The organism is Magnetospirillum moscoviense, assembly GCF_001650635.1.
Taxonomy (GTDB): domain Bacteria; phylum Pseudomonadota; class Alphaproteobacteria; order Rhodospirillales; family Magnetospirillaceae; genus Magnetospirillum; species Magnetospirillum moscoviense.
Window position 1 is genome coordinate 1 of the sequence record NZ_LWQU01000129.1, and the last position, 23,612, is coordinate 23,612.

Below are 23,612 nucleotides of genomic sequence, written 5' to 3' on the forward strand. Positions count from 1 at the left end.
CGCGGATCACATCATGGCCAGCGGTCAGGTGAACCGCACAAACAGGCCGGACACATGACTGCACCCAGCCTGGTCGCACAGAACGTCGAATTTCCCTTGCAACGCAGGGGCCGTCCACACATGGGCGCAAGATACGTGGCCCGATTTCATCAATCGGGCCACGTATTATCTCCCGGTGATCCACGTCACCTTGAAGCCCAGCACATGGCCGTCCATCACGTCGATGGCGATGGGAAAGGGCGACCATACCCAGGTCTCGATCCCCTTGCCCTTGCCGGGGCAGCGCCGGGACGGCTTGCCCAACTGGTCGATCACCGCCTGAATCGTGTCGCCCAGCGCCAGGCCGGAAAAACCCGCCGGCATCTCGGTCGGCGGCCCCATCAATTGCATCGCCACCGCCACGTCGTCCTGATAGGTCACGACGTAATAGGGATGGGGGATCGAACGCTGGGCGATGAAATAGCCGCGCGCCTCGGTACGCCAGTCGATGGCGGTAATGGCGTCGGGCGGGCCCAAAGCCTCTTCGACCTGGCGCAGCCCCTGCGAGATCGCCACCGCGCCAATGCGCAGACAAGGCAGGAAGCTGGTCGGCTTGGTGCCGTGGGCCATGGATTGGCCGACATCGTTGGCCACCGCGCAGGCCAGGTTGCGGTCGGCGGTGCGCACGAACCGGCCGGCAACCGGCTGGGGCATGGCGCCGGGTTCGGGCAGTCCCTCGGGGCCCATGCAGGCGGCCGAAGCCGAGGAAGCGGTGGCCACGAGCACGGCCAGAAGGGCAAGGATTTTCATGGCGCCGGATGATAGGCGGGAATGCCGGCCCTGTCACCACCGGCGCTGGGCGCGGTGGGCGTTCCTCCTCCCCTTCGATGCAGGCGCCGGGACGGGTCCGTCAATTCCCGGGATTCTTACGGCGATTTAATGATGCCGAAAGGTGCGTGTAACCAGACGACGGGCATAGTTGTCGTCATCAGGAAGAGACAAGACGTCCAGCGAACCAGCGCTCCTCGCAGACGACATCCTCTCCCCGACAGGCGGACGAACTCCTCCGCCGACCGGACCCCGCGGCCCCCCTCCCCCACCGCCGCGGGAACACTTCACCGGCCGATCCCCCCTCGGCCGGCCCAGCGGAAAACGGCCCCCGCAGCGATCCCCCTGGCTGCGGGGGCTTTCCTTTGGGGCGGCCCACACGGTAATCTGGGAGCACCATGCGAATCCTGCTGATCGAAGATGACGGTGAGGCGGCGGCCTATCTCGCCAAGGGGCTGAAGGAAGCCGGCCATACCGTGGACCATGCCGCCAACGGCACCGACGGTCTGTTCCTGGCCACCACCGAACGCTACGATTCGATGATCGTCGATCGCATGCTGCCGGGCCTGGACGGGTTGGCCATCATCCAGACCCTCAGGAATTCCGGCCACACCACCCCGGTCCTGATCCTGTCGGCGTTGGGCAAGGTCGATGACCGCGTCCGCGGCCTTAAGGCCGGCGGCGACGATTATCTGGTCAAGCCCTATGCCTTCGCCGAGCTACTGGCCCGCATCGAGGCACTGGGCCGGCGCGCCCAGGCCACCCAGCCCGACACCCGCCTGAAGGTCGAGGATCTGGAGATCGACCTACTGGCCCGAGCGGTCACCCGGTCGGGCCGGACCATCGACCTGCAGCCGCGCGAATTCCGCCTGCTGGAATATCTGATGCGCCATGCCGGCCAGGTGGTGACCCGGACCATGCTGCTGGAAAACGTGTGGGAATATCATTTCGACCCGCAGACCAACCTGATCGACGTCCATATCAGTCGGCTGCGCCAGAAGGTCGACAAGGATTTCGACCAACAATTGATCCATACCGTGCGCGGTGCCGGATACTCGCTCCGTGCGGCCCGCTAGTTTTCCCCTGCCGCCCTTGCTGCGCGCCACCATCTTTCGGATGGCGCTGTCCTATCTGGGTATCTTCACCGTCTCGGCCATCGCCCTTCTGGCCCTGGTATCGTGGACGACCTCGGTGTTCATCGAGTGGCAGATCCAGGAAACCGTCGAAGCCGAGACCACCGGCCTGTCCGAGCAATATCGCGAGCGCGGCATCACCGGCATGGCCGAGGTCATCGGCAGCCGCGCCTCGCAGGATCTGGAACGGCGCGCCGTCTATCTGCTCAGTTCGCCCGACGGCACCCGCCTGGCCGGCAATCTGTTCGGCTGGCCGACCGAATCGGTGGCCGAGGGCGGCTGGATGCGCTTTCCCATCGAACGGTTCGGCGAAGGCCGGTTCGGCACCGACATCCTGGCCCGGCTGTACATCCTGCCCGACGGCCACAAGCTGCTGGTCGGCCGCTCGCTGCACGAGGCCCGCCGCGTCAAGTCGGCCATCAATCGCGCCCTGGGCTGGGGTCTGGCGCTGACCATCCTGTTGGGCATCGTCGGCGGCTACCTGACCAGCCGGCACATGCTGCAGCGCGTCGATTCCATGAGCCGCACGGCGCGGCGCATCGTCGGCGGCGACATGGCCAGCCGCATGAAACTAAGCGGCGCCCGGGACGAGTTCGACCAGCTGGCCGCCAGCTTCAACGACATGATGGACGAGATCGAGCGGCTGGTGGACAACATCCGCACCGTCACCGACAACATCGCCCACGATTTGCGCACGCCGCTGAACCGGCTGCGCTCGCGCATCGACGTCGCCCTGCTGGCCGAGCCCGACGCCGCCGCCTTGCGCCGGACCCTCGAGGAAACCCTGGCCGAGGCCGACAATCTGCTGGCCACCTTCAATGCCCTGCTGGCCATCAGCAACGCCGAATCCGGCCAGCGCCTGCACAGCTTCGAGCCCCTGGACCCGGCACGCCTGGCCGAGGACGTGGTCGAGCTGTACGAGCCGTTGGCCGAGGACAAGGGGATTTCGCTGTCGTGCCACGCCGATATTGGCCTGCAGCTGGACGGCGACCGTCATCTGCTGTTCCAGGCCCTGGCCAACTTGGTGGACAACGCCGTCAAATACACCCCGGCGCAGGGTCGGGTCGCCGTCACCGTCGCCGGGCTGGATCAAGCCATCGAAATCGCCGTGACGGATTCGGGGCCGGGGATTCCCAAGGAAGCCTGCGGTCGGGTCCTGGACCGCTTCGTCCGCCTGGACCAGACCCGTTCGACGCCGGGGAACGGCTTGGGGCTGTCGCTGGTCCGCGCCGTCGCCCACCTGCACGGCGCCGCCCTGAACCTGGACGATAACGGGCCGGGCCTGAAGGTGCGGATGACCTTCCCCCTGCCCCCGGCCTGATCAGATCAGGAACAGGTCGTCCAGGGCCTTGAACAGATCGTCGCCGAAGGAAGGCCCCTTGTGCAGCACCGGCACCTTGCGGGGCAGCAGGGCCAGGCGCTCGTCACCCTGGTCCAGCGAGGTGATCACCGCGATAGGGATGTTGCGGGTCGCCGGCATCGACACCAGGCCGATGGCCAGGTCGATACCGTCGAGATGGGGCATGATCGCCGACACCACGATCAGGTCGGGCTTGGTCTGCACCGCCTGCGAGAAGGCCTCGATGGTATCGGGCACCACCGAGACGCGGTAGCCGCATTGCTGCATTTCGCGCTCGACGAAGCGGGTCTGGGCGCCGGGCGGCATCACCAGCATCACCTCGACGTTCCGGACCTCGATGTCGCCGACGTCGAAGCCCAGGCGGGCCGGCAGCTTGCGCACCAGGGCGGCGGTTTCGGTGTCGGGGTCCAACCGCCCCTCGGCCAGGGCCAGCATGATGTCGATGAAGGATTGCAGATCGTCCCACAGCCGGGGCGGCATCACGCGCGGCGCATGGGTGACGTAATCGTCCAGACGCAGCACCACCGTCGCCAGCTGGCGCAGCCCGAAATTGGCGGCCTGGCCCTTGAAGCGAAGGGCGGCGCGGCGGAACGGCTCGATCACCTCGGCCTCGGTCTGATGCCCGTTGCGGCCGGAATCCAGTTTGACGTCAAGTTCCTGCAGGACCTCGACCACCTCGTCGAGGAACTCGTTGCGCATCTCGTCTGCCAGATCGTGCAGCTTACCAGTACCGGAATCAGTCATCGAGTTCGCGCCTTATTGCTGCCCCCAGCCTTGTCACCTTACTCCCTATGTCTGCCTGCGACTACCCTTCCGGAAAGGCATTGATGCATTCGGACGGTTGCGTTGGGAGCAAAACCCTACGACACTGGAACATCGCCTGAATTCGCGGCCAAGGGATGCCGAACGTTGACGACAGAACACACGCTGGACCGCATCGCCAACCGGGAAATCCTGTCCTGCATGCCCGAGACCCCGATCGTCGAGGCGGCGCGGCAGATGGCGTCGCTTCGGTGCAGCTCGATCGTCGTCGTCGAGAACGGCCTGCCGGTCGGCATCTGGACCGAGCGCGATGCCCTGGCCATCGATTTCACCAACCCCGCCTCGGTTCGCCGCCCCATCTCGACGGTGATGAGCAAGCCGATCAAGACCATCCATGCCTCGACCTCGGTGGGCGACGCCGGTGTCCGTTTCCAGATGGAAGGGGTCCGCCATTTCGTGGTGATCGACGATGCCGGCCACCCGGTCGGCGTGGTCAGCCAAAGCGACGTCATCTTGCGCCACGGGGTCGAGCATTTCCTGGTGCTGCGCAACGTCGCCTCGGCGATCAAGCGGCCGATGGTCATGGTTGGCGATCAGGCGCCGCTGACCGAGGCCGTGGCCGAAATGCGCGCCGGCCAAGTCGATGCCGCCGTGGTGATGGGCGAGCGCGGCGAGGCGCCCGGCATCATCACCGAACGCGACGTCGTGCGCATCATCGCCTCGGGCGGCGAGGTCCCGGCCCGGGTCGGCCTGATCGCCAGCCGCCCGCTGATCAGCATGAACAAGAACGACAGCCTGTTGGCTGCGCGCAACATGCTGGAGGAACGCCATATCCGCCACCTGGCGGTGACCGACGACGACGGCACGCTGATCGGGTTGCTGTCCTTCTCGGACATCCTGGCGACCTTGCAGTACGAGTATGTCCAACGCCTGGACGAAGCCTTGCGCGAACGAGACGAGGCGTTGCTGAAATCCCGCAAGGACCTGCATCTGGCCCGCAAGGTCATCGAGGCGTCGCTGGACGGCATCATCATCTGCAGCCCGCAAGGCCTGATCGAATTCGTCAACCCGTCCTTCACCCTGCTGACCGGCTATGCCTATGACGAGGTGATCGGCAAGAATCCCAGCCTTTTGAAATCCGGCCGCCACGACGAAACCTTCTACCGCGCCATGTGGGACACCCTGGCGACCGAGGGCGTGTGGCAGGGCGAGGTGTGGAACCGCAGAAAGACCGGCGAGATCTACCCCGAATGGCTGACCATCAACGTCATCCGCGACGAGGATGGGCGCATCACCCAATATGCGGCGGTGTTCTCGGACATCACCGAACGCAAGCGCACCGAAGAGCGCATCAAGAACCTGGCCTATTTCGACGTGCTGACCGGGCTGCCCAACCGCCGCCTGTTCACCGACCGCCTGCAGATCGCCATCGCCAACGCCCACCGCCACGACCACCAGCTGGCGATCATGTTCCTGGACCTTGACCTGTTCAAACGCATCAACGATTCGCTGGGCCACGGCATCGGCGACCGGGTGCTGGTGGAAACCGCCAACCGCCTGAGCCATTGCGTGCGGGAAGGCGACACCGTCGCCCGGCTGGGCGGCGACGAGTTCGTGGTGCTGCTGCCCGAGATCGACCATGTCGAGGACGCGGCCAAGCTGGCCGAACGCATCATCGCCCACGTCAAGATGCCGTTCCAGGTCACCGACCACGAGCTTTACGTCACCACCTCGATCGGAATCGCCGTCTATCCCGATGACGGCACCACGGCGGAAACCCTGATCAAGAACGCCGACACCGCGATGTACCGGGCCAAGGATCTGGGCCGCAACGCCTTCCAGCTCTACACGCCCGCCATGAATGCCCGCTCGTTCGAGCGCTTGGCGATGGAATCGGCGCTGCGCCACGCGCTGGCCCGCAATGAATTCACCCTGGTCTACCAAGGCAAGGTCAATCTGGTGAACGGCCAGATGTCCGGCGTCGAGGCCCTGGCCCGCTGGCGTCACCCCGAAATGGGCATGGTGTCGCCGGTCGAGTTCATTCCGCTGGCCGAGAACATGGGGCTGATCTCGGAAATCGGCGCCTGGGCCCTGAAGGCCGCCTGCCGCCAATGCAAAAGCTGGCACGAACTGGGCCTGCCCAAGGTGCGCATAGCGGTCAACGTCTCGACCCTGCAATTCCGCGAGAGCGACATCCCGTCGCTGGTCACCGAGGCGCTGGCCGAAAGCGGGCTGGAACCGCATTACCTGGAACTGGAAATCACCGAATCGGTGCTGATGGCCCGGGTCGACGACGTCTCGCAGGTGCTGCGGGATCTGCGCGCCATGGGCGTGCATGTGTCGATCGACGATTTCGGCACCGGCTATTCATCGCTGTCCTACCTGAAGAAGATTCCCATCGACGCCCTGAAGATCGACCGGTCCTTCGTCGCCGACATCGAGGACGGCACCGGCGACGGCGCCGAAATCGTCTCGACCATCATCGACCTGGCCCACAATCTGAAGCTGCGCGCCATCGCCGAGGGCGTCGAAACCGCCGAGCAGGCCGACTTCCTGCGCTCGAAGGGCTGCGACGAGATCCAGGGCTATCTGGTCAGCCGCCCGGTCTCGGGCGAGGATTTGATCAGCCTGTTCGACCGCGACCTGCTGCCCGGCGCGTGACGCGCAAGGCCGACCTAGACGCTGCCGCCATGGCCCTGATGGTGACGTTGTGCGCCGTCTGGGGCCTGAACCAGGTCGCAGCCAAGGTCGCCAATGCCGGTATTTCCCCTTTGTTGCAAGCGGGCCTGCGTTCGGCCGGCGCCGCCGTTCTGGTGGGAGCGTGGTCGGCATGGCGCGGCGTACCGTTATTTGCCAAGGACGGCACCCTGGCCCCCGGATTGCTGGCAGGATTGATGTTCGCCGCCGAATTCGGCCTGATCTTCAAGGGATTGGACTTCACCACCGCCGCCCGGGGCGTAGTGTTCCTTTACACCGCCCCCTTCGTCGTCGCCATCGGCATGCATGTGCTGGTCCCGGCCGAGCGGCTGAACCGTATCCAGACCGGCGGACTGGTTGCCGCCTTCCTGGGCATCGTCGCCGCCTTCGGCGAGGCGCTGACGCTGCCCGCCGACCGACAATGGATCGGGGATGCGATGCTGCTGGCCGCCGCCCTGTTGTGGGGGGCGACCACCCTGGTGGTGCGCATTTCGCCGCTTGGCCGCGCCAAGGCCGAAAAGACCCTGTTCTACCAGCTGGCGGTGTCGGCGATCCTGCTGCCGGTGGCCTCGGTCGCCTTGGGCGAACAGGGCCTGACCGACCCCACCGCCATGGCCTGGGTTTCGCTGGCCTGGCAAATCGCAGGCGTCGCCTTCGCCTCGTACCTGGCGTGGTTCTGGTTGATCACCCGTTATCCGGCCACGCGTCTGTCGGCCTTTTCGTTCCTGACGCCGCTTTTCGGCGTCCTATTCGGCACCGTGCTGCTGGACGAGCCGTTCACCTGGCCATTGGCAGCCGGGTTGGTTCTGGTCGGGCTGGGCATCAGACTGGTCAACACCCGGACATGAAACGGCCGCCACCCGTGGGCGGCGGCCGGTGACCGATGGTCGCGATCAATCGCGGTCCTTCTTGCCCTTCTTGTCCTTCTTGTCCTTTTTGTCCTTCTTGTCCTTGCCGTGGCCCTTCATCTCGTCATCCATACGGTGGTCTTCCGACATGCCGTAATTGGGCGAGCCCTTCTTCGAGGTCGAGGTCGAGGTCCCGGTGGACTTGTTCATCTGCTCGGTCGCGGCCTGGGTGGCGGCGTCCTTGGCGGCCTGGGTGACGGTATCCTTGACGGTCTGGGCCTGGGCCCCCTGGGCGGCCAGCATCAAGATCGCGGCAGCGGCGACGACAAACTTCATGGATAGGTTCCTCCAAGGCTTCAATTGAAACCTCAGAGTGAACCTATCCAAAAGGAATGTAAACCGGTCAGCCGGCCAGCGCCGCCTCGATGCGGGCCACCGCTTCGGCGGCAAGGGCGGCGTCGGGGCCGCCGGCCTGGGCCATGTCGGGACGGCCGCCGCCGCCCTTGCCGCCCACCGCTTCCGAGCCGACCCGGACCAGATCGACCGCCGAGAACCGCCCGGTCAGATCGTCGGTCACCGCCACCACCAGGCTGGCCTTGCCGCCATCGGTGGCGACCAGGGCAACCACGCCCGAGCCGATCTGCTTCTTGATCTCGTCGGCCATGCCCTTCAGATCCTTGGCCGGCACGCCGTCCAGGACCCGGCCCGAGAAATTGATTCCGGCCACCTGCTTGACGGCAGCACCGCCGCCGCCACCGCCGCCGGTGGCCATCTGCTTGCGAGTCTCGGCCAGTTCGCGCTCGAGACGGCGGCGATCCTCGATCAGGCTGGCGACGCGGACCGGCAGGTCGGCGGGCGCGGCCTTCAACACCGACGCCGTCTTGGCCAGCAGCTCTTCCTGCTCGTTGGCCCAGACCAGGAAGGCGCTTCCGGTCACCGCCTCGATGCGGCGCACGCCGGCGGCGACGGCGCTTTCGGCCAGCACCTTGATGCCGCCGATGTCGCCGGTGCGCCCGACATGGGTGCCGCCGCACAGTTCGACCGAGAAATCGCCCATGGACACCACGCGCACTTCCTCGCCGTACTTCTCGCCGAACAGGGCCATGGCCCCGGCCTCGATGGCGGCGTCGGGGGTCATCAGCTTGGTCCCGACCGCCGCGTTCTTGCGGACCTGATCGTTGACGCGGATTTCGACGGCGCGCAATTCGTCATGGCTCAGCGCCTTGGGGTGGGCGAAGTCGAAGCGCAGGCGGTCAGCGCCGACCTGGCTGCCCTTCTGGGTGACGTGGTCGCCCAGCACGGCGCGCAGCGCGGCATGCAGCAGGTGGGTGGCCGAATGGTGGCCGCGGGTGGCGTCGCGGCGGGCGACATCGACGGCGAAATGGGCGTCCTCGCCCACCGTCACCGGGCCGCCTTCGACGGTGCCGACATGGACGATCAGATCGCCCAGCTTCTTCAAGGTGTCACGCACGACGATGCAGGCCTTGCCGCCGGCGATGGTGATGATGCCGGCATCGCCCATCTGGCCGCCGGATTCGCCGTAGAACGGGGTCTGGTTGGCGACCACCATCACTTCATGGCCGGGATGGACCGCTTCCACCGCCTTGCCGGATTCCACCAGGGCGACGATCTTGCCCTCGGCGTCGGTGGCGTCATAGCCCAGGAATTCGCTGGCGCCGACCTTCTCGCGGGTCTCGAACCACAAGGTCTCGGTCGCCGCCTCGCCCGAGCCGGACCACGCCTTGCGGGCCTCGGCGCGCTGGCGCTCCATGGCGGCGGCGAAACCGTCGGTATCGACGCCGATGCCCTTGGCCTTCAAGGCGTCCTGGGTCAGATCCAGCGGGAAGCCATAGGTGTCGTACAGCTTGAACGCCACCTCGCCGGCCAGCTTCTGGCCCGAGCCCAGACGGGTCAGTTCGTCGTCCAGCAGCTTCAGGCCCTTGTCCAGCGTCGCCTTGAAGCGGGTTTCCTCGAGCTTCAGGGTCTCGGTGATCAGGGCGCCGGCGCGGCCCAGTTCGGGATAGGCATCGCCCATCTGGGCGATCAGGGCCGGCACCAGCTTCCACAGCAAGGGATCGGTGCAGCCCATCAGGTGGGCGTGGCGCATGGCGCGGCGCATGATGCGGCGCAGCACATAGCCGCGCCCTTCGTTCGACGGCAGCACGCCGTCGGCGATCAGGAAGCAGCTCGAGCGCAGATGGTCGGCGACGACGCGGTGGCTGACCTTGTGCGGGCCATCGACATCGGCGCCCGAGGCGTTGGCCGATGCCTCGATCAGGGCGCGCATCAGGTCGATGTCGTAATTGTCGTGCTGGCCCTGCAGCACGGCGGCCAGGCGTTCCAACCCCATGCCGGTGTCGATGGACGGCTTGGGCAGCGGGATGCGGGTGGCCTTGTCCACCTGCTCGAACTGCATGAACACCAGATTCCAGATCTCGATGAAACGGTCGCCATCCTGGTCGGGGCTGCCGGGCGGGCCGCCGGGGATGTGCTCGCCATGATCGAAGAAGATTTCCGAGCACGGTCCGCACGGGCCGGTATCGCCCATGGCCCAGAAATTGTCCGAGGTCGGGATGCGGATGATGCGGTCGTCCGAGAAGCCGGCGATCTTCTTCCAGGCGTTGAAGGCCTCGTCATCGTCGTGATAGACGGTGACCAGCAGCTTGTCCTTGGGCAGCCCGAATTCCTTGGTGATCAGGTTCCAGGCCAGCTCGATCGCCCGATCCTTGAAATAATCGCCGAAGCTGAAATTGCCCAGCATCTCGAAGAAGGTGTGGTGGCGGGCGGTATAGCCGACATTGTCGAGGTCGTTGTGCTTGCCGCCGGCGCGCACGCACTTCTGCGAGGTCGCGGCGCGGACATAATCGCGCTTCTCGATCCCGGTGAAGACGTTCTTGAACTGCACCATGCCGGCATTGGTGAACATCAGCGTCGGGTCGTTGCGCGGAACCAGCGGGCTGGAGGACACGACTTCGTGGCCGTTCTTGCCGAAATAGTCGAGGAAGGCGCGGCGGATGGTATTTGCGGTTTGCATGGGACCCCGGGAATCAGGCGCTGAATTGGACCCTCGCTTTTACCCTTTGGCCCGCCCCCTGTCCAGTCGAGCGGGGCTGGTGCCGGCGCCGATCCTGCGATAGAGTGCCGACCATGCATGCAATCCTCGCGTTTATCCTGTTGCTGTTCGCCACCCAGGCTTTTGCCGGCCCGATCCGTTGCTCGGACGATGGCGAGGGCGGCGCCTGCGTGTGGGGCCGGGCCGAAGGGTTCGACGGCGCCACCCTGCAGGTGCGCGGCCTGAAGATCCATGTGGTCGGCATCGGGGTACCCAGCCGTCGCGACCTGTGCGCCAGCCGCACGACGAAAGAGGAATTCGATTGTGCGCGGCCGGCCAGGAAGCGTATGGGCGAGTTGCTGGCCAAGGGGGTGGCTTGCGACATCCTGGACGTTGCGGGCGACAAGCTGCACGGCCGCTGCAGGGTGACCGAGGGCGACCTTGGCCGTCTGCTGGTGGCCGCCGGCACCGCCAAGGCGGCCAAGGACGGCCCCTACGAGCCCGATCAGGCGGCGGCTTTGGCCGCCCACAAGGGCCTGTGGGCCACCGACATCGTACTGCCGAAGGATTGGGACGCGGTCAGGCGCAAGGCGGAATAGGCTCGTGGCGCATGTTCCGATCTGACCCGGTCAGATTGGAACATGCGCCAAGCCCGCGCGGCGCTTAAGCGGGCCCGGCACGGGCCGTACAGACAAAGCCTGAAGCCGGTTCCGATTTATCGGAAACGGCTTCAGGCCGCCACGCGGCCGGCCATCGCCTTCAGTTCGACGAAGAGCGGCCCGAACACCCCCTGCGGCTCGGATCCGTATTGCGCGACGAAGCCAGCCCGGCGGGCGTCGTCATAGGTGGTGGGATGGACCGGGGCGAACAGTGCCTCGAACAACTGCACCATCTGGCGTTCCGAGAATTGGCGCTGGGCCTTGTCCTCGGCCCGCTTGGGCACGAAGGCGTTCGACGCCACCGACACCGCCGACGGAGAGGAATCCATCATGATCAGGAACCAATCCTTGCGCGGGTCGAAGCGGCGGAACGATCGGGCGATGGTGACCAGCACCCGTTCCAGAATCAGGAAGGCCCGAGGATCGGCATGGAAAGATTCCCACTCGATCAGACCGCCCTCGCCCCGGTGGGTTTCGGCGATCAGGCGGATCTTGGCTTTCAGTTCCGAATGCATCTCGTCGCCCAGGATCATGCGCACCGCGGCGAAGAATTGCGGCAGATGCTTGCGCTCGATACCGCTGCCGGCCTGGTCCAGCAGATGTCCGAACGGATGGGTGATCAGCCGCCCCAGATAATCGGTGCGCTTCCGCTCGATCGAGGCCATCTCGAAAATGGCGTCGCAGGTCGATTCGGTCTTGTCGTAGAAGGCGGTCAGCGGGCCTTCGGCGGCCATGAAGGCATTGGCGATGCGGCGGACCTGATCCATCGACACCGAACCGTCCCCGTCCGCCGTTCGCTCGACCACTTCGAGAAACGTCTTGAGGGCCGATCCCACCAGGGACCGGCATCGTCGGCCGCCCGAGGGCCGCTTGTCCGATTCGACTTCGCCGATGACTGCCTCCTGCATTCCGGCCAAGCGAAAAGCTTCCTGCTTTGCAGGAAGACCGCAGCCAAGGATAGCAAGTCACTGTGCGTAAGTGTTAGGAGAAAAAAGTATAGCTCGCAACCCTACTCGCGGTTGCGCGCCCCGCACTCATCCACCAACTTTCCAAGCTGTTTGCACAACTTGGCGCGTTCGTCCTCGTCATTGGCCATGGCGTAAAGACGAACCCACTTTCCCTTCTTGCCCAGATCGACCGATTGCGTCGAAGGCTTTTGTCCGGCCAGGATCGGCGAGGCCTTGGCCAACACCTTCCAACCGGCCTGGGCCGAGCTTTCGGTCTTATAGGACGCCAGATAGACCAGGGTGCGCTTTTCCAGCATCGGGGCCGGAGCCGGGGTCGGGGCCGGAGCGGCGACCGGCGCCGGCTCGGGCGTCAGCACCACCGGCGGCGGGGCCGGCGGCGGCGCGGCGCGGTTCAGGGTCAGCACCCAATTGTTGACCCGGGTCATCAACGAGCCGTCGGGCTGGCTGACATAGGCCCCGAAGGACTGGCCGTCGCACATGACCTCGAGCACCGGCCGGACCGCACCCGAGCGCGTCGCCTCGCCCCGGGTCGGGCCCAACACCGTGGCGGGGCTGGCGTCCCATCCCTGAAAGACCGGGGTCTTGCACAAGCGCCCGGCCGGGTCGCCGGCGGCGTCAAGCGCCAGCATCATCTTCTGCCCCAGATAGGGAGAGGTCATCGGCGTGGGCGACGGCTCGACCGCGGCGGCGCCCACCACCTCCCACATGCCGCCGGGCGGCATGGCGGTGACCTTGGTGACCATCGGTTCGGACGGCTGCGACGCGCAGGCGGCCAGCAACAGAAGCGGCAACGCGACCATGGGGCGACGAGTCATTTCGATCTCCTCTGTTTCACCCCATGGTAGCGTGGTTTCACGGGCTCGTCACCGCCCGATCAGCAAAGTGGCCCAACCGTCACGCACAACCCGGTCCTTCAGGCGCAACCCTTGGCGCTCGTGGGTGCCCATCACCATCCGTTCCTGCCAGTCCAACAGGCCCGACAGCACGGCGACGCCGTCGGGAGCCAGGTGGGCGGCCAGGTCCTTGGCCATGCGCATCAGCGGCTTGGCCAGGATGTTGGCGACGATGATGTCGAACGGTCGGCCCTTCTTCAGGGCCCGGTTGCGGTAACCGTCGGACAGGACCGAGGTGAAGCGGCTGGCGACGCCGTTCAGGCGGGCATTGATGGCGGCGACCTTGACCGCCGCCGGGTCGATATCGGTGGCCAGCACATCGACCGCCCACATCTTGGCCATGGCGATCCCTAAGATGCCCGAGCCCGAGCCCAAATCGAGCGGCTTCATGAACCGGCGGCGCTTGGCCAGGCGGTCCAGCATCATCAGGCAGCCCTTGGTGGTGGCGTGCTCGCCCGAGCCGAAGGCGGTGCCGGCATCGACCAGCAACTCGGTCCGCCCCACCGGCACGCGGCCGTGCCAATGACTGCCGCGCACGAAGAAGCGGCCGGCATCGATGGGCGGAAAGTCGCGCAGGTTTTCCAGCACCCAATCGATATTATCCAACTGCTCGATGTCCAGCGCCGGCACGTCGATGCCGTGGGCGGCGGCCACCGCCGACAGGGCCGAGACGATCTTGACCCGCTCAGGGGGCGTGCGCGAATAGCCTTCCAGGAACCAGTCGCAATCGCCGTCGGAAATGCCCGACTTGTCCTCCATGAACATCGTCACCGATTCGGCAAAGGTCTCGAACACCTCTTCGAACAGGGGAAGGGCGTCGGGTCCGACCTTCAGACGCAGGTGCCAGATGGCGGGAAAAGCGGAGCGCATGCAAAGGTGCCTTTCGTCAGTCAGTCAGTCAGTCAGTCGGCCAGCCAGTCCTCGGCCCTCAGGCCATCGACCCGGCTGAATTCGTCCAGGTTGCCGGTGACCACCACCAGCCCGCGGCTGCGGGCATGGCCGGCGATCATCAGATCATAGGCACCGATCCTTCGGCCTTGGCGTTCCAAGGTGGCTCGGATGTCGGCGAAATGGGCGGCGGCCGCGTCGTCGAACGCCAAGACGGTCAGACGCGCGGCGAATCGCTCGACCTCGGTTCGGGTCTCGGCCGGCCGCGCCGACTTCTCGGCGCCGAACAGCAACTCGCCCAAGGTCACGGTCGAGATGCACAACGAGGCCGCCTCGGCGTTGAAGCGCGCCCGCAAGCCCGAAGGCCGATCCCGTAGCACGCGGATGCAGAGATTGGTGTCCAGCAGATAGCGCAACATCACAAGGAATCGCGATCCTGCGCTGCCGGCTGCCCTCGCTCGGGCAGGTCCAGGCCGGCGGCGTCGAAGAAATCGTCCCACACCGCGTCGGCCGGCACGATCACCCGCCGGGCGCCATCCTTCAGGATCGCGACCTCGCGCACGCCCTCGGGGAAGGCGACATCCTTGGGCAGCCGGACGGCCTGCGAGCGGTTGCTGTGGAACAAGGTGGTGGTGGTCATCGGCGACGCGCCTTTGTATATGCCGGTGGGATATACGCTACATCAATTCGACGAAACTGCCCAGCACCTTCTTGGTGCCGGCCTTGTCGAAGGCGATTTCCAGCTTGTCGCCATCGACGGCGACCACCGTGCCGGGGCCGAACTTGGCGTGCAGCACGCGGTCGCCGGGGTCGAAATCGGTGCCGGCCGGGCGCTGGGCCACCTGCCAGGTGTCGATCTCGGCCGGTTTGCGCCACTGGGTGGCGCCGCCGGCATGAAAGCCGCGCTCGGCCTCGCGCTCGACATGGGCGTCGGGCAGTTCGTCGAGGAAGCGGCTGGGCAGCGCCGTCTGCCACTGGTTATAGATGCGGCGGTTGGCGGCAAAGGTGATCAGCAGGCTTTTCCTGGCCCGGGTCAGGCCGACATAGGCCAGGCGGCGTTCTTCTTCCAGACCGGCCAGGCCGCCCTCGTCCAGGGCGCGCTGGTGGGGGAACACGCCTTCTTCCCAGCCGGGCAGGAACACGCGGTCGAACTCCAGCCCCTTGGCCCCGTGCAGGGTCATGATGACCAATTTGTCCAGGTCGTCGCGATTGTCGTTTTCCATCACCAGCGCGACATGGTCCAGGAACTGTTCCAGCGATTCGTACTCGCCCAGCGCCCGGATCAGTTCGCCCAGATTCTCGACCCGGCCCGGCGCCTCGGGGCTCTTGTCGGCCTTCCACATGGCGAGATAGCCGGACTCGTCGATGATGCGTGCCGCCAGCGGGCCATGGCCGACCAGTTCCAGGTCGCCCCGCCAGCGGATGATGTCGGCGCAAAAGCCGGCCAGGGCGGCGCGCGGCTTGGGCTTCAACTCGTCGGTCTCGGACAGCAGGCGAGCGGCCTCGAACAACGACAGGCCCTTGGCCCGGGCGGTCATGTGGACCATCTGCAGGGCGGCGTCGCCCAGGCCGCGCTTGGGATTGTTGACCACCCGCTCGAAGGCCAGCCCGTCATCGGGCGAGGCGACCAGGCGCAGATAGGCCATGGCGTCGCGGATTTCCAGCCGCTCATAGAAACGCGGCCCGCCCAGCACGCGATAGGGAACGCCGGTGGTGATCAGGCGTTCCTCGAACTCGCGGGTCTGGAAGCCGGCGCGCACCAGGATGGCCATGCCGGCCAAGGCCTGCCCGGCCCGCTGGTGGGTCTCGACGGCATCGACGACGACACGGGCTTCCTCGGGACCGTCCCACACCCCCCTCACCCGCACCTTGACCGATTCGCCCTCGGGGAAGTCCAGGCCGGGCCGCAACGTCTTGCCCAAGCGGCCCTGATTGTGGGCGATCAGATGGCTGGCGGCGGCCAGGATGTGCGGGGTCGAGCGGTAATTGCGCTCCAGCCGGATCACCCGGGCGGCGGGGAAGTCCTTCTCGAACTTCAAGATGTTGCCGACCTCGGCGCCGCGCCAGGAATAGATCGACTGGTCGTCGTCGCCGACGCAGCAGATGTTCTTGTGCTTCTGGGCCAACAGCCTCAGCCACAGATATTGGGCGACGTTGGTGTCCTGGTATTCATCGACCAGGATGAAGCGGAACTGCTCTTGATACTCGGCCAGGATGTCGGCGCGATCCAGGAACAGCGTCAGGCAATGCAGCAACAGGTCGCCGAAATCGCAGGCGTTCACCACCCGCAGCCGTTCCTGGTACAGGCGGTAAATCTCGGGCATGCGGCCGCCGGCCAGCTCGCCGCCTTCGCCCCCCACCTTGGCCGGAACCTGGCCGCGATCCTTCCAGCGCTGGATGGTCCCCATCACCGCCTGGGCCGGCCAGCGCTTGGGATCGATGCCCTCGGCCTCCATCACCTGCTTCAACAGCCGCAACTGATCGTCGGAATCCAGGATGGTGAAATTGCTTTTCAAGCCCACCAGTTCGGCATGGCGGCGCAGGATGCGCACGCACAGGGCATGGAAGGTGCCCAGCCACAGCGATTCGGCCGCCGGACCGACCAGTTGCGCCACCCGCTCGCGCATTTCGCGCGCCGCCTTGTTGGTGAAGGTCACCGCCAGGCATTGCCACGGATGAGCCCGGCCCGAGGCCAGGATATGGGCCAGCCGGCTGGTCAGCACCCGCGTCTTGCCGGTGCCGGCGCCGGAAAGAACCAGCACCGGTCCGTCCAGGGTGGTGACCGCCTGGTGCTGTTCAGGGTTCAGGCCCTTCAGCCAGGGGGCATCGTCCGGCACGGTGCGGACGGTGCGGGCCTGGGGCGCGGGCGCGGCGGGGAGTTCGTCGTCGAGGGCGAAAGGGTCGGACATGGCGGCAGACTATAGCGTCACATTTCGGCGTTTGCCATGCCCGGTGGCGGGTGTTACTCCTGCCCGCGGGGTTCGGTCCTTTGGGGATGAGGGATCGACATGAGGTTCGTCGTATGGTTGCTGGCCGTCTCGCTGTTCGCGGCGACGGGGAGCGGGGCGTGGGCCCATCGCTTGGCCGACGATCTGTGGGCCTATTGGCCGCTGACCAGCGACAGCTTCGACGCCTCGCCCCGGGAATTGCACGGCACCGGCCGAGGCGCGGTAACGATCGAGCCCTCGGCCGGGCCGTTCACCGGCGCCACCCGCTTCGACGGCGGCTGGATCGAGATCCCCCCCAGCGACACCGCCGATTTCGCCGATTTCGCCATTTCGGCCTGGATCAAATACGACAGCGCCGGAACCGATTTCACTCCGATCATCGGCCGGCTGGGGCTGGTCGGTCGCCGCGGCGCCCTGGCCTATGACCTGGGCGACGGCACCACGCCCCAATTGCTGACCACCGACATCACGCCGCAATGGAATCGCTGGGCGCATTTCGCCCTGACCCACGACGCCGCCAGCCGCACCCTGATCCTGTGGGTCAATGGCTGGAGGACCTTCGAGCGGCAATTGCCGACGGGATCGATGGTGCCGGCGCCGTTCAGCGGACGTTACGGACTGGGCGGCGGACCGGGGATCAAATCGACCTTCCGCGGCGAAATCGCCGACGTGGTGATCTATCGCCGCTCGTTAAGCCCCGACGAAATCAGTCTGTTCAGCCAGGGCGTCGGCCGCACCACCCGGCCGCAGGTCGGCATCAGCCAGGGATGCGGCGGCTCGGGCCAGACTCCCTGCCAGGTCTGCGCGCGCCATGCCGAATGGCCGCCGGCCCAATGGGCCGAATGCACGCCGGCCCGCGTGCCGTGGTGCGCTGGCTTCGCCCAGGCCAATCAGCACGCCACCTGTCCGTAACAGGCCATGACAGGGCCGTCCGGTCCGGTTAGTCTGTGCCCCCATGGACACCGTCACGGTCGGCCTGTTCGTCTTCACCTATGTCGGCATGGCCCTGGGCCGTGTTCCGGGCCTGAAGCTCGACCGCACCGGCATCGCCTTGCTGGCCGCCGTCGGATTGCTGGTCAGCGGCGCCATGGATGTGGACCAGGCCGGCGCGGCGATCGACATACCGACGCTTCTGCTGCTGTTCGCCCTGATGATCGTCTCGGCCCAGTTCCAGGAGGCCGGCCTTTACCGCATGGCCGCCGCCCGGGTCGCCGCCGCCACCGGTTCCAGCAGCCGCATCCTGCTGGTCACCATCCTGGTGTCGGGCCTGTTGTCGGCGATCCTGGCCAACGACATCGTGGTGTTCGCCATGACCCCGATCCTGGCCGAGGGCGTGCGCCAGCGTGGCCTGGACCCCCGCCCCTTCCTGCTGGGCCTGGCCGGCGGCGCCAATGCCGGATCGGCGATGACGGTGATCGGCAACCCGCAAAACATCCTGATCGGCCAGGTCGGCGGGCTGGATTTCTGGCATTTCATGGTCGCCTGCGCGGTACCGGCCCTGGTCAGCCTGATCGTCGTGCATCGCATGATCCTGTGGCTGTGGAAGGGCGCGTTGACCGCCGAGCCACAGCCGCCGGCGGCGGTTCCGGTGCCGCGTCCCGATCCGTGGCAATACGGCAAGGGCGTCGCCGCCATCGTCTTCCTGCTGGCGCTGTTCGCCACCGACCTGCCGCGCGAGGTGGGCGCGCTGCTGGTCGCCGGCCTGCTGCTGCTCAGCCGCCGCCTGGCCAGCCGCGACATGATCGGCGCCGTCGATTGGCACCTGTTGCTGCTGTTCGCCTGCCTGTTCGTGGTCACCGACGCCTTTTCCTCGACCGGCATGGCCTCGACCGGCATCGAATTGCTGGCGGAAGCCGGCTGGCTGCCCGACCGCCTGAGCACGATGGCCCCGATGATGCTGGCGGCCAGCAACACCATCGGCAACGTGCCGGCGACCATGCTGCTCTTGTCCTTGTGGCCAGTCGATGATGTCGGCCCGCTTTACGGCATGGCCCTGCTATCGACATTGGCCGGTAACCTGCTGCTGGTCGGCAGCCTGGCCAACATCATCGTCGCCGAACGAGCCGCCGCCTCGGGGGTCAAACTGTCCTTCCTGGATTTCGCCCGCGCCGGCATCCCCATGACGCTGGCCACCATGGCGGTGGCCGTCGCCTGGCTGTGGGCCGGCCAATGGATGGTTTGGTAACCCGCCGACCAATGAGAACAAAACGTGATTGACGGCGCCATGCCGACGGCGTTATAAGCGATTGCGTCACCGCTCTTCGTGCGCCCGGATCGAACCCTCGGTCCGGGCGCTTTGCGTTTCCCCCTCCCGTCACGCCAGTCCGCCGCCCGCTTGCCTGCAAGCGGCGCGTCGCCGTGCGCATGAAAGGATCATTGAGATGTTCGAGTTCCAGTCCCTGTTTTCCGGTCCGGGCCGCCGCCCTGCGGCCGAGGACGATGATCAACGTTTTCCCGCCTTCCAGGCCGCCTGGCGGCAAGGCACCGACGCGACCACGCTATTCGGCCCCAAGCCGTTCGAATTGAAGGGCAGCGTCGGGACCTTGGGCGCCGACAATTTCCGTCCCGACGTCGCCAAGGTCGAGACCTTCCTGAATCGCACCGGCCATTACCAGCCGCTGACCGAGGACGGCCCCGGCGGTTATCACAGCGACAGCCTGGACGGCGCCATCAAGGGCTTCCAGAAAGAGAACGGCCTGCAAGTCGATGGCCTGCTGAAGCCGAACGGCCCGACCATCGGCGCCCTGGGCGAGCGCCTGGTCGGAGCCGGCGAGGCGTCAACGGCCGGCACGCTCGATTTCCGTCAGGAAATCACCCGCGAGCCGAAATCAGGTCCGAACGATCCCGACACCGAAATCATGGAAATTCCCGGCTGGAATCCCAACCTGCCACCGATCCGCGTTCCCGTTCCCAAGATCAAGTGGCCCGAACCCCGCCTTGATCCACCCTACGACGCGACCGCTCTTGACGCCGATCCATTCCCCGGCCACACCATTTCCGAGATGGGCGCCAAGGACCATGACAGTTGGGCGGCGCAATTGCCCCGTGATTCCGACCCCGGCCAGACCGCGCGCATGCTGAAGGGTGCCATCGCCGAATATGGCGACCAGGGCCGCGCCGACGTCGCCGACCTGCTGGGCCGCTTCCACCAGATCGATCCGGACAAGGCGGAAGGCTTGCGCACCCTGTTGAAGGACGATCACGGCGAGGACGTGCCGTTCCGTGTCGCGCCGCTGGGCGAAGGATACCGCGAGCCGACCGACGACGAAAAACTGGCCAAGGCCCCCAAAACCCCGTTCGGCAGCGCCCAGGGCGCCGACCGCTGGGCGGCCGGCAACATGGCCGAGGTGCTGCTGGGCAAGGGCGACTATGCCGATGCGGTGAAGCACTTCAGCACAGACAACAGCGCCACCATGCCGTATCTGGCCGCAGTGCACGAAAGCATGCGCGACAAGGACCCGATGGCGGCGATGAAATTCGCCACCCAGATGCAGAAGGCCGGGCTGGCGATGGCGGAGGACGCGCCGGAACAACCGACCCCGACGCCGACGCCTGAGCCGACGCTGGCCACCCAGCCGCCACAGACCACGCCGGCACCGACACCGGAGCCTACTCCTCCGCCTCCCCCCGAACCTCCGACCATGACGCCCGCTCCAACACCTGAGCCAACCCGGAAGCCTGAAATCGCACCAGCCGAAGAGAGTGATCCGCCGGTGACGACATCGGCACCGGAACAAACAAAGCAGAAGTCACTACCGACATTCGATGCAGATAAAAGCGTCGAAACCTTGCAGACCGAGGCGAGACCTTCGCCTGGAGGCAATTGTGCTAGGGCAGTGAAGAAGGCATTAAAGGCTGGTGGCGCGGACATTGGAACTGGGGTTGAATCCGCAAAGGATATGGGGCCTGCCCTGCAAGGGGGCGGGTTTACTCCGATCGAACAAAAAGATTATTATCCACGGAAAGGTGATGTCGTCGTAATTCAGCCCTATGCCGGTGGAAATCAACACGGCCACATTGCCATGTATGATGGAAAGTCTTGGATCTCTGATGCGAAGCAGAGAGACATGTGGGGAGGGCAAGGATATCGTGACCATCGGCCACCGTTTCGCGTTTATCGCCGGGGTTCTTAGCATCCTTTTTCATGCAGGGGGGGCGAAAGCCTCCCCTGCAGGACAGGAGACAGTTCCCCATGCGTCCTATCATCCCGCCGAGAACGCCGTCGAAAAGGCACTCGACTTCATTCTTGTCGCTGCAGACAATGACCTCAGAATCAACAGATTTATTCTTGACAGTAACGGTGCAGCAAAAAAATATCGTGAGTTTCGGCGTTATTTCACTGATGCATACCTTAATAGCGCTAGAATCGTTGAGAGGCGTTTACTTAATTCAGAGTGCGGCGGAAAATACATCAGAGGAGAGATATGCGGGTATAATGCAAGCGCCCTGAATTGTGCCCAGTCAGATTCTGAGCTTGGCTATTTCTTCAGCACGGAGACAACTTCTGCAAGTCAGGCTACTATCTTGGTAGCATGGGGCGGCAATAGTACACCAACAGGCCGTTACAGAATGGTTCTTTTGGCGGGAATGTGGGTCGTTGATGGCGTCGATTGCATTAAGATCGGAACAAATTTTAACTTTCATTGACAAATAGAGTCGGGACCTCGGGCACCGACAATTTACGTCCCGACGTCGCCGACCTGCTGGGCCGCTTCCACAAGATCGATCCGGACAAGGCGGAAGGCTTGCGCACCCTGTTGAAGGACGATCACGGCGAGGACGTGCCGTTCCGTGTCGCGCCGCTGGGCGAAGGATACCGCGAGCCGACCGACGACGAAAAACTGGCCAAGGCCCCCAAAACCCCGTTCGGCAGCGCCCAGGGCGCCGACCGCTGGGCGGCCGGCAACATGGCCGAGGTGCTGCTGGGCAAGGGCGACTATGCCGATGCGGTGAAGCACTTCAGCACAGACAACAGCGCCACCATGCCGTATCTGGCCGCAGTGCACGAAAGCATGCGCGACAAGGACCCGATGGCGGCGATGAAATTCGCCACCCAGATGCAGAAGGCCGGGCTGGCAATGGCGGAGGACGCGCCGGAACCGCCGACGCCCCCGACCACTCAGGCGCCTACGCCGGTCACCAACCCGCCGGAAACCACCACCCCGGTTCCGACACCGGAACCGACGCCGGCTCCTACGACATTGGAACCGACGACAAGCGCGCCCGACAAGCAGAAGCCCTCCCCAGGCAATGGTGCCGACGCAAGGGTGATGGATGTCCCGAAGATGCACCAACAGGTTCGCGACGCCCAAAGCGGCAATAAGCACATCTCCTCTGGCGCAGACAAAGGGAGTCAGGAGTGCGTAGCCTTGTTAAAGACCTTCCGCTCCGACCTGGGCAGCACCAAGGATTGGAAGGCTGGAGCTCCTGTGAAGGATAACGGGGGCATCGAGCCGGGCGACGCCTTGGGCAAGGGGTTCGATAAGGACGGGAATTATCCCAGCAACTCGGCCGGTAACCACGCCATCGTAATCACCGAGGTTGAGCGGGATACTTCTGGAAAGGTCGTCTCCGTGAAAATTGCGGAGCAGTGGGCGGCGCGGCCGGCTCACGGGAACCGAGGGCCAAGGGCTGCGCAGCCGGTCCGCGAACGGACGTTAACTCCGGACGAGATTGACGAATACCGTGTGATAGAGCGCAGGAAGTGATATCTGTAGGAGCACGACCTCTGAGAGCATAGGCGTACAGATGAAGAAATCTCTGACCGCAGTTGCGCTCCTTTCCGCCGCGCTCCTCCTAGGAGGAAACGTCGCCCCGACTGCAGCGGCTGAGATGAAGATTTCCGAGGCGTGTCCGGCCTATCGGGGGGAGGACGACAGGCATTGTCCTCCCGCCCAATCCCTCGCCTGGTTGGCCTGCCCGGCGTTCTGGCCAAAGGACGGCAAGACGCCGCTTTCTTTTGCCACACCCCACCCGATCAACGGACAGAACTATTCCCGGCCCGACTGGACGCGAAAGGATTTCGAGCGGGAGAGCCGAGGGTTTTACCTCGATTGTCAATACGGTGCACGCGAAGGTCACAAGGGCGTGCGCGAGCACCTGACGGTCGTGGTGCCCATCCCCGTCGTCCAATACGGGCGGCGCCGGGTCGGGTCGGGTTGGGAGATCGGCTTCACCGTTCTGCGGGACCACGCACCAGCACATCCGGAAATGCTTTTCCCCGAGCCACTCGATGGAAAGACCCGCTTGGAGGGGATCGCCCTTGGATTTGGCCGAGAGGAGGCTTCGAGCCTTGCCGCTGGACAAGCTTCAGAAACAAGCGAGGGCCAAATCACTTTTTCCCGGGAAGGCCGTCAGGTCGCCATCACCCTCGACCCGCAATCCCAACGCGTCCGGATGGTAGCCATCACCGTCGCCGGGAGTGACGAGGTCGCGGTTCTGCGGCAGCTGGCGGTACGCCGGTTCGGCTTCAACTGGAGCGGAGAGTTTGATGAGGGTGAGAAGCGCTGGATGTCTGCCGACAAGCGGTTCGCCGTTGAATTCAGGCGGAATTCGACGACCGAAGCTGCCTCACTACGCCTTTTCGTTCTGCGTTAG

At 65.4% G+C, this 23,612-nt stretch carries 21 protein-coding genes; 11 read left to right on the top strand and 10 right to left on the bottom strand.

Features of this window, described 5'->3' with window-relative positions; all coding sequences use genetic code 11:
* Positions 1-165: 165 nt before the first annotated feature.
* Positions 166-759 carry a hypothetical protein gene (locus A6A05_RS07960; RefSeq protein WP_216635773.1) on the bottom strand — a complete coding sequence of 198 codons (594 nt, stop codon included), beginning with the start codon at positions 757-759 and terminating at the stop codon, positions 166-168.
* Positions 760-1,205: 446 nt separating this feature from the next.
* On the opposite strand from A6A05_RS07960, the gene A6A05_RS07965 reads away from it, so the two are divergent.
* Together A6A05_RS07965 and A6A05_RS07970 are read left to right on the top strand one after the other, a co-directional pair.
* A complete protein-coding gene (locus A6A05_RS07965; protein ID WP_068499203.1) occupies positions 1,206-1,883 on the top strand; it encodes a response regulator transcription factor in 678 nt (225 codons plus the stop codon).
* Positions 1,870-3,261, top strand: a complete 1,392-nt coding sequence (locus A6A05_RS07970) for a sensor histidine kinase (RefSeq protein WP_082910796.1) — start codon at positions 1,870-1,872, stop codon at positions 3,259-3,261. Before A6A05_RS07965 ends, A6A05_RS07970 begins: the two co-directional genes overlap by 14 nt.
* On the opposite strand, the gene A6A05_RS07975 is transcribed toward A6A05_RS07970, so the two are convergent.
* On the bottom strand, positions 3,262-4,044 hold the full coding sequence (locus A6A05_RS07975; RefSeq protein WP_068499204.1) for an Hpt domain-containing protein: 783 nt from the start codon (positions 4,042-4,044) through the stop codon (positions 3,262-3,264). It abuts the gene before it with no gap.
* 165 nt (positions 4,045-4,209) lie between these two features.
* Here A6A05_RS07975 and A6A05_RS07980 point away from each other — a divergent pair, with 165 nt between their 5' ends.
* On the top strand, positions 4,210-6,723 hold the full coding sequence (locus A6A05_RS07980) for an EAL domain-containing protein (protein WP_068499206.1): 2,514 nt from the start codon (positions 4,210-4,212) through the stop codon (positions 6,721-6,723).
* Positions 6,720-7,607, top strand: coding sequence for a DMT family transporter (locus A6A05_RS07985; protein ID WP_245644229.1), 888 nt, complete (start codon positions 6,720-6,722; stop codon positions 7,605-7,607). Before A6A05_RS07980 ends, A6A05_RS07985 begins: the two co-directional genes overlap by 4 nt.
* A gap of 45 nt (positions 7,608-7,652) precedes the next feature.
* Here A6A05_RS07985 and A6A05_RS07990 read toward each other — a convergent pair whose 3' ends face one another.
* Positions 7,653-7,943: a hypothetical protein gene (locus tag A6A05_RS07990; RefSeq protein WP_068499208.1), complete on the bottom strand. Its 291-nt coding sequence runs from the start codon at positions 7,941-7,943 to the stop codon at positions 7,653-7,655.
* A 67-nt stretch (positions 7,944-8,010) separates the two neighbouring features.
* Complete coding sequence (gene alaS / locus A6A05_RS07995) at positions 8,011-10,641, bottom strand: alanine--tRNA ligase (RefSeq protein ID WP_068499210.1); 2,631 nt, start codon at positions 10,639-10,641, stop codon at positions 8,011-8,013.
* A gap of 113 nt (positions 10,642-10,754) precedes the next feature.
* Here alaS and A6A05_RS08000 point away from each other — a divergent pair, with 113 nt between their 5' ends.
* Entirely contained in the window at positions 10,755-11,258 is a 504-nt protein-coding gene (locus A6A05_RS08000; protein ID WP_068499214.1) for a thermonuclease family protein, read from the top strand.
* 131 nt (positions 11,259-11,389) lie between these two features.
* Here A6A05_RS08000 and A6A05_RS08005 read toward each other — a convergent pair whose 3' ends face one another.
* The 6 genes from A6A05_RS08005 to A6A05_RS08030 form a co-directional block, all read right to left on the bottom strand.
* Positions 11,390-12,226 (bottom strand): hypothetical protein, encoded by an 837-nt coding sequence (locus tag A6A05_RS08005; protein WP_068499216.1) that lies wholly within the window; start codon positions 12,224-12,226, stop codon positions 11,390-11,392.
* Between the two features lie 101 nt (positions 12,227-12,327).
* A complete protein-coding gene (locus A6A05_RS21480) occupies positions 12,328-13,101 on the bottom strand; it encodes a hypothetical protein (RefSeq protein WP_068499218.1) in 774 nt (257 codons plus the stop codon).
* A gap of 48 nt (positions 13,102-13,149) precedes the next feature.
* The gene (locus tag A6A05_RS08015) at positions 13,150-14,049 is read right to left on the bottom strand and encodes a 50S ribosomal protein L11 methyltransferase (protein WP_068499220.1); all 900 of its coding nucleotides are present in this window, start codon (positions 14,047-14,049) and stop codon (positions 13,150-13,152) included.
* Positions 14,050-14,081: 32 nt separating this feature from the next.
* Positions 14,082-14,486 (bottom strand): type II toxin-antitoxin system tRNA(fMet)-specific endonuclease VapC, encoded by a 405-nt coding sequence (gene vapC, locus A6A05_RS08020; RefSeq protein WP_068499221.1) that lies wholly within the window; start codon positions 14,484-14,486, stop codon positions 14,082-14,084.
* Positions 14,486-14,707 carry a type II toxin-antitoxin system VapB family antitoxin gene (vapB, locus tag A6A05_RS08025; RefSeq protein ID WP_068499223.1) on the bottom strand — a complete coding sequence of 74 codons (222 nt, stop codon included), beginning with the start codon at positions 14,705-14,707 and terminating at the stop codon, positions 14,486-14,488. The genes vapC and vapB overlap by 1 nt, the downstream gene beginning before the upstream one ends.
* 37 nt (positions 14,708-14,744) lie before the next feature.
* Positions 14,745-16,976: an ATP-dependent helicase gene (locus A6A05_RS08030; protein ID WP_068499225.1), complete on the bottom strand. Its 2,232-nt coding sequence runs from the start codon at positions 16,974-16,976 to the stop codon at positions 14,745-14,747.
* 99 nt (positions 16,977-17,075) lie between these two features.
* Here A6A05_RS08030 and A6A05_RS08035 point away from each other — a divergent pair, with 99 nt between their 5' ends.
* From A6A05_RS08035 to A6A05_RS08055, 6 genes are all read left to right on the top strand, one after another.
* Positions 17,076-17,927 (top strand): LamG domain-containing protein, encoded by an 852-nt coding sequence (locus A6A05_RS08035; protein WP_068499227.1) that lies wholly within the window; start codon positions 17,076-17,078, stop codon positions 17,925-17,927.
* A 43-nt stretch (positions 17,928-17,970) separates the two neighbouring features.
* The gene (locus A6A05_RS08040) at positions 17,971-19,200 is read left to right on the top strand and encodes an anion transporter (protein ID WP_068499229.1); all 1,230 of its coding nucleotides are present in this window, start codon (positions 17,971-17,973) and stop codon (positions 19,198-19,200) included.
* Between the two features lie 358 nt (positions 19,201-19,558).
* Positions 19,559-21,148 (top strand): peptidoglycan-binding domain-containing protein, encoded by a 1,590-nt coding sequence (locus A6A05_RS20085; protein WP_172822224.1) that lies wholly within the window; start codon positions 19,559-19,561, stop codon positions 21,146-21,148.
* On the top strand, positions 21,105-21,662 hold the full coding sequence (locus A6A05_RS20755; RefSeq protein ID WP_156520955.1) for a hypothetical protein: 558 nt from the start codon (positions 21,105-21,107) through the stop codon (positions 21,660-21,662). Before A6A05_RS20085 ends, A6A05_RS20755 begins: the two co-directional genes overlap by 44 nt.
* Positions 21,659-22,723 carry a BPSL0067 family protein gene (locus A6A05_RS08050; RefSeq protein WP_068499230.1) on the top strand — a complete coding sequence of 355 codons (1,065 nt, stop codon included), beginning with the start codon at positions 21,659-21,661 and terminating at the stop codon, positions 22,721-22,723. Before A6A05_RS20755 ends, A6A05_RS08050 begins: the two co-directional genes overlap by 4 nt.
* Before the next feature lie 40 nt (positions 22,724-22,763).
* Complete coding sequence (locus A6A05_RS08055) at positions 22,764-23,612, top strand: hypothetical protein (RefSeq protein WP_068499233.1); 849 nt, start codon at positions 22,764-22,766, stop codon at positions 23,610-23,612.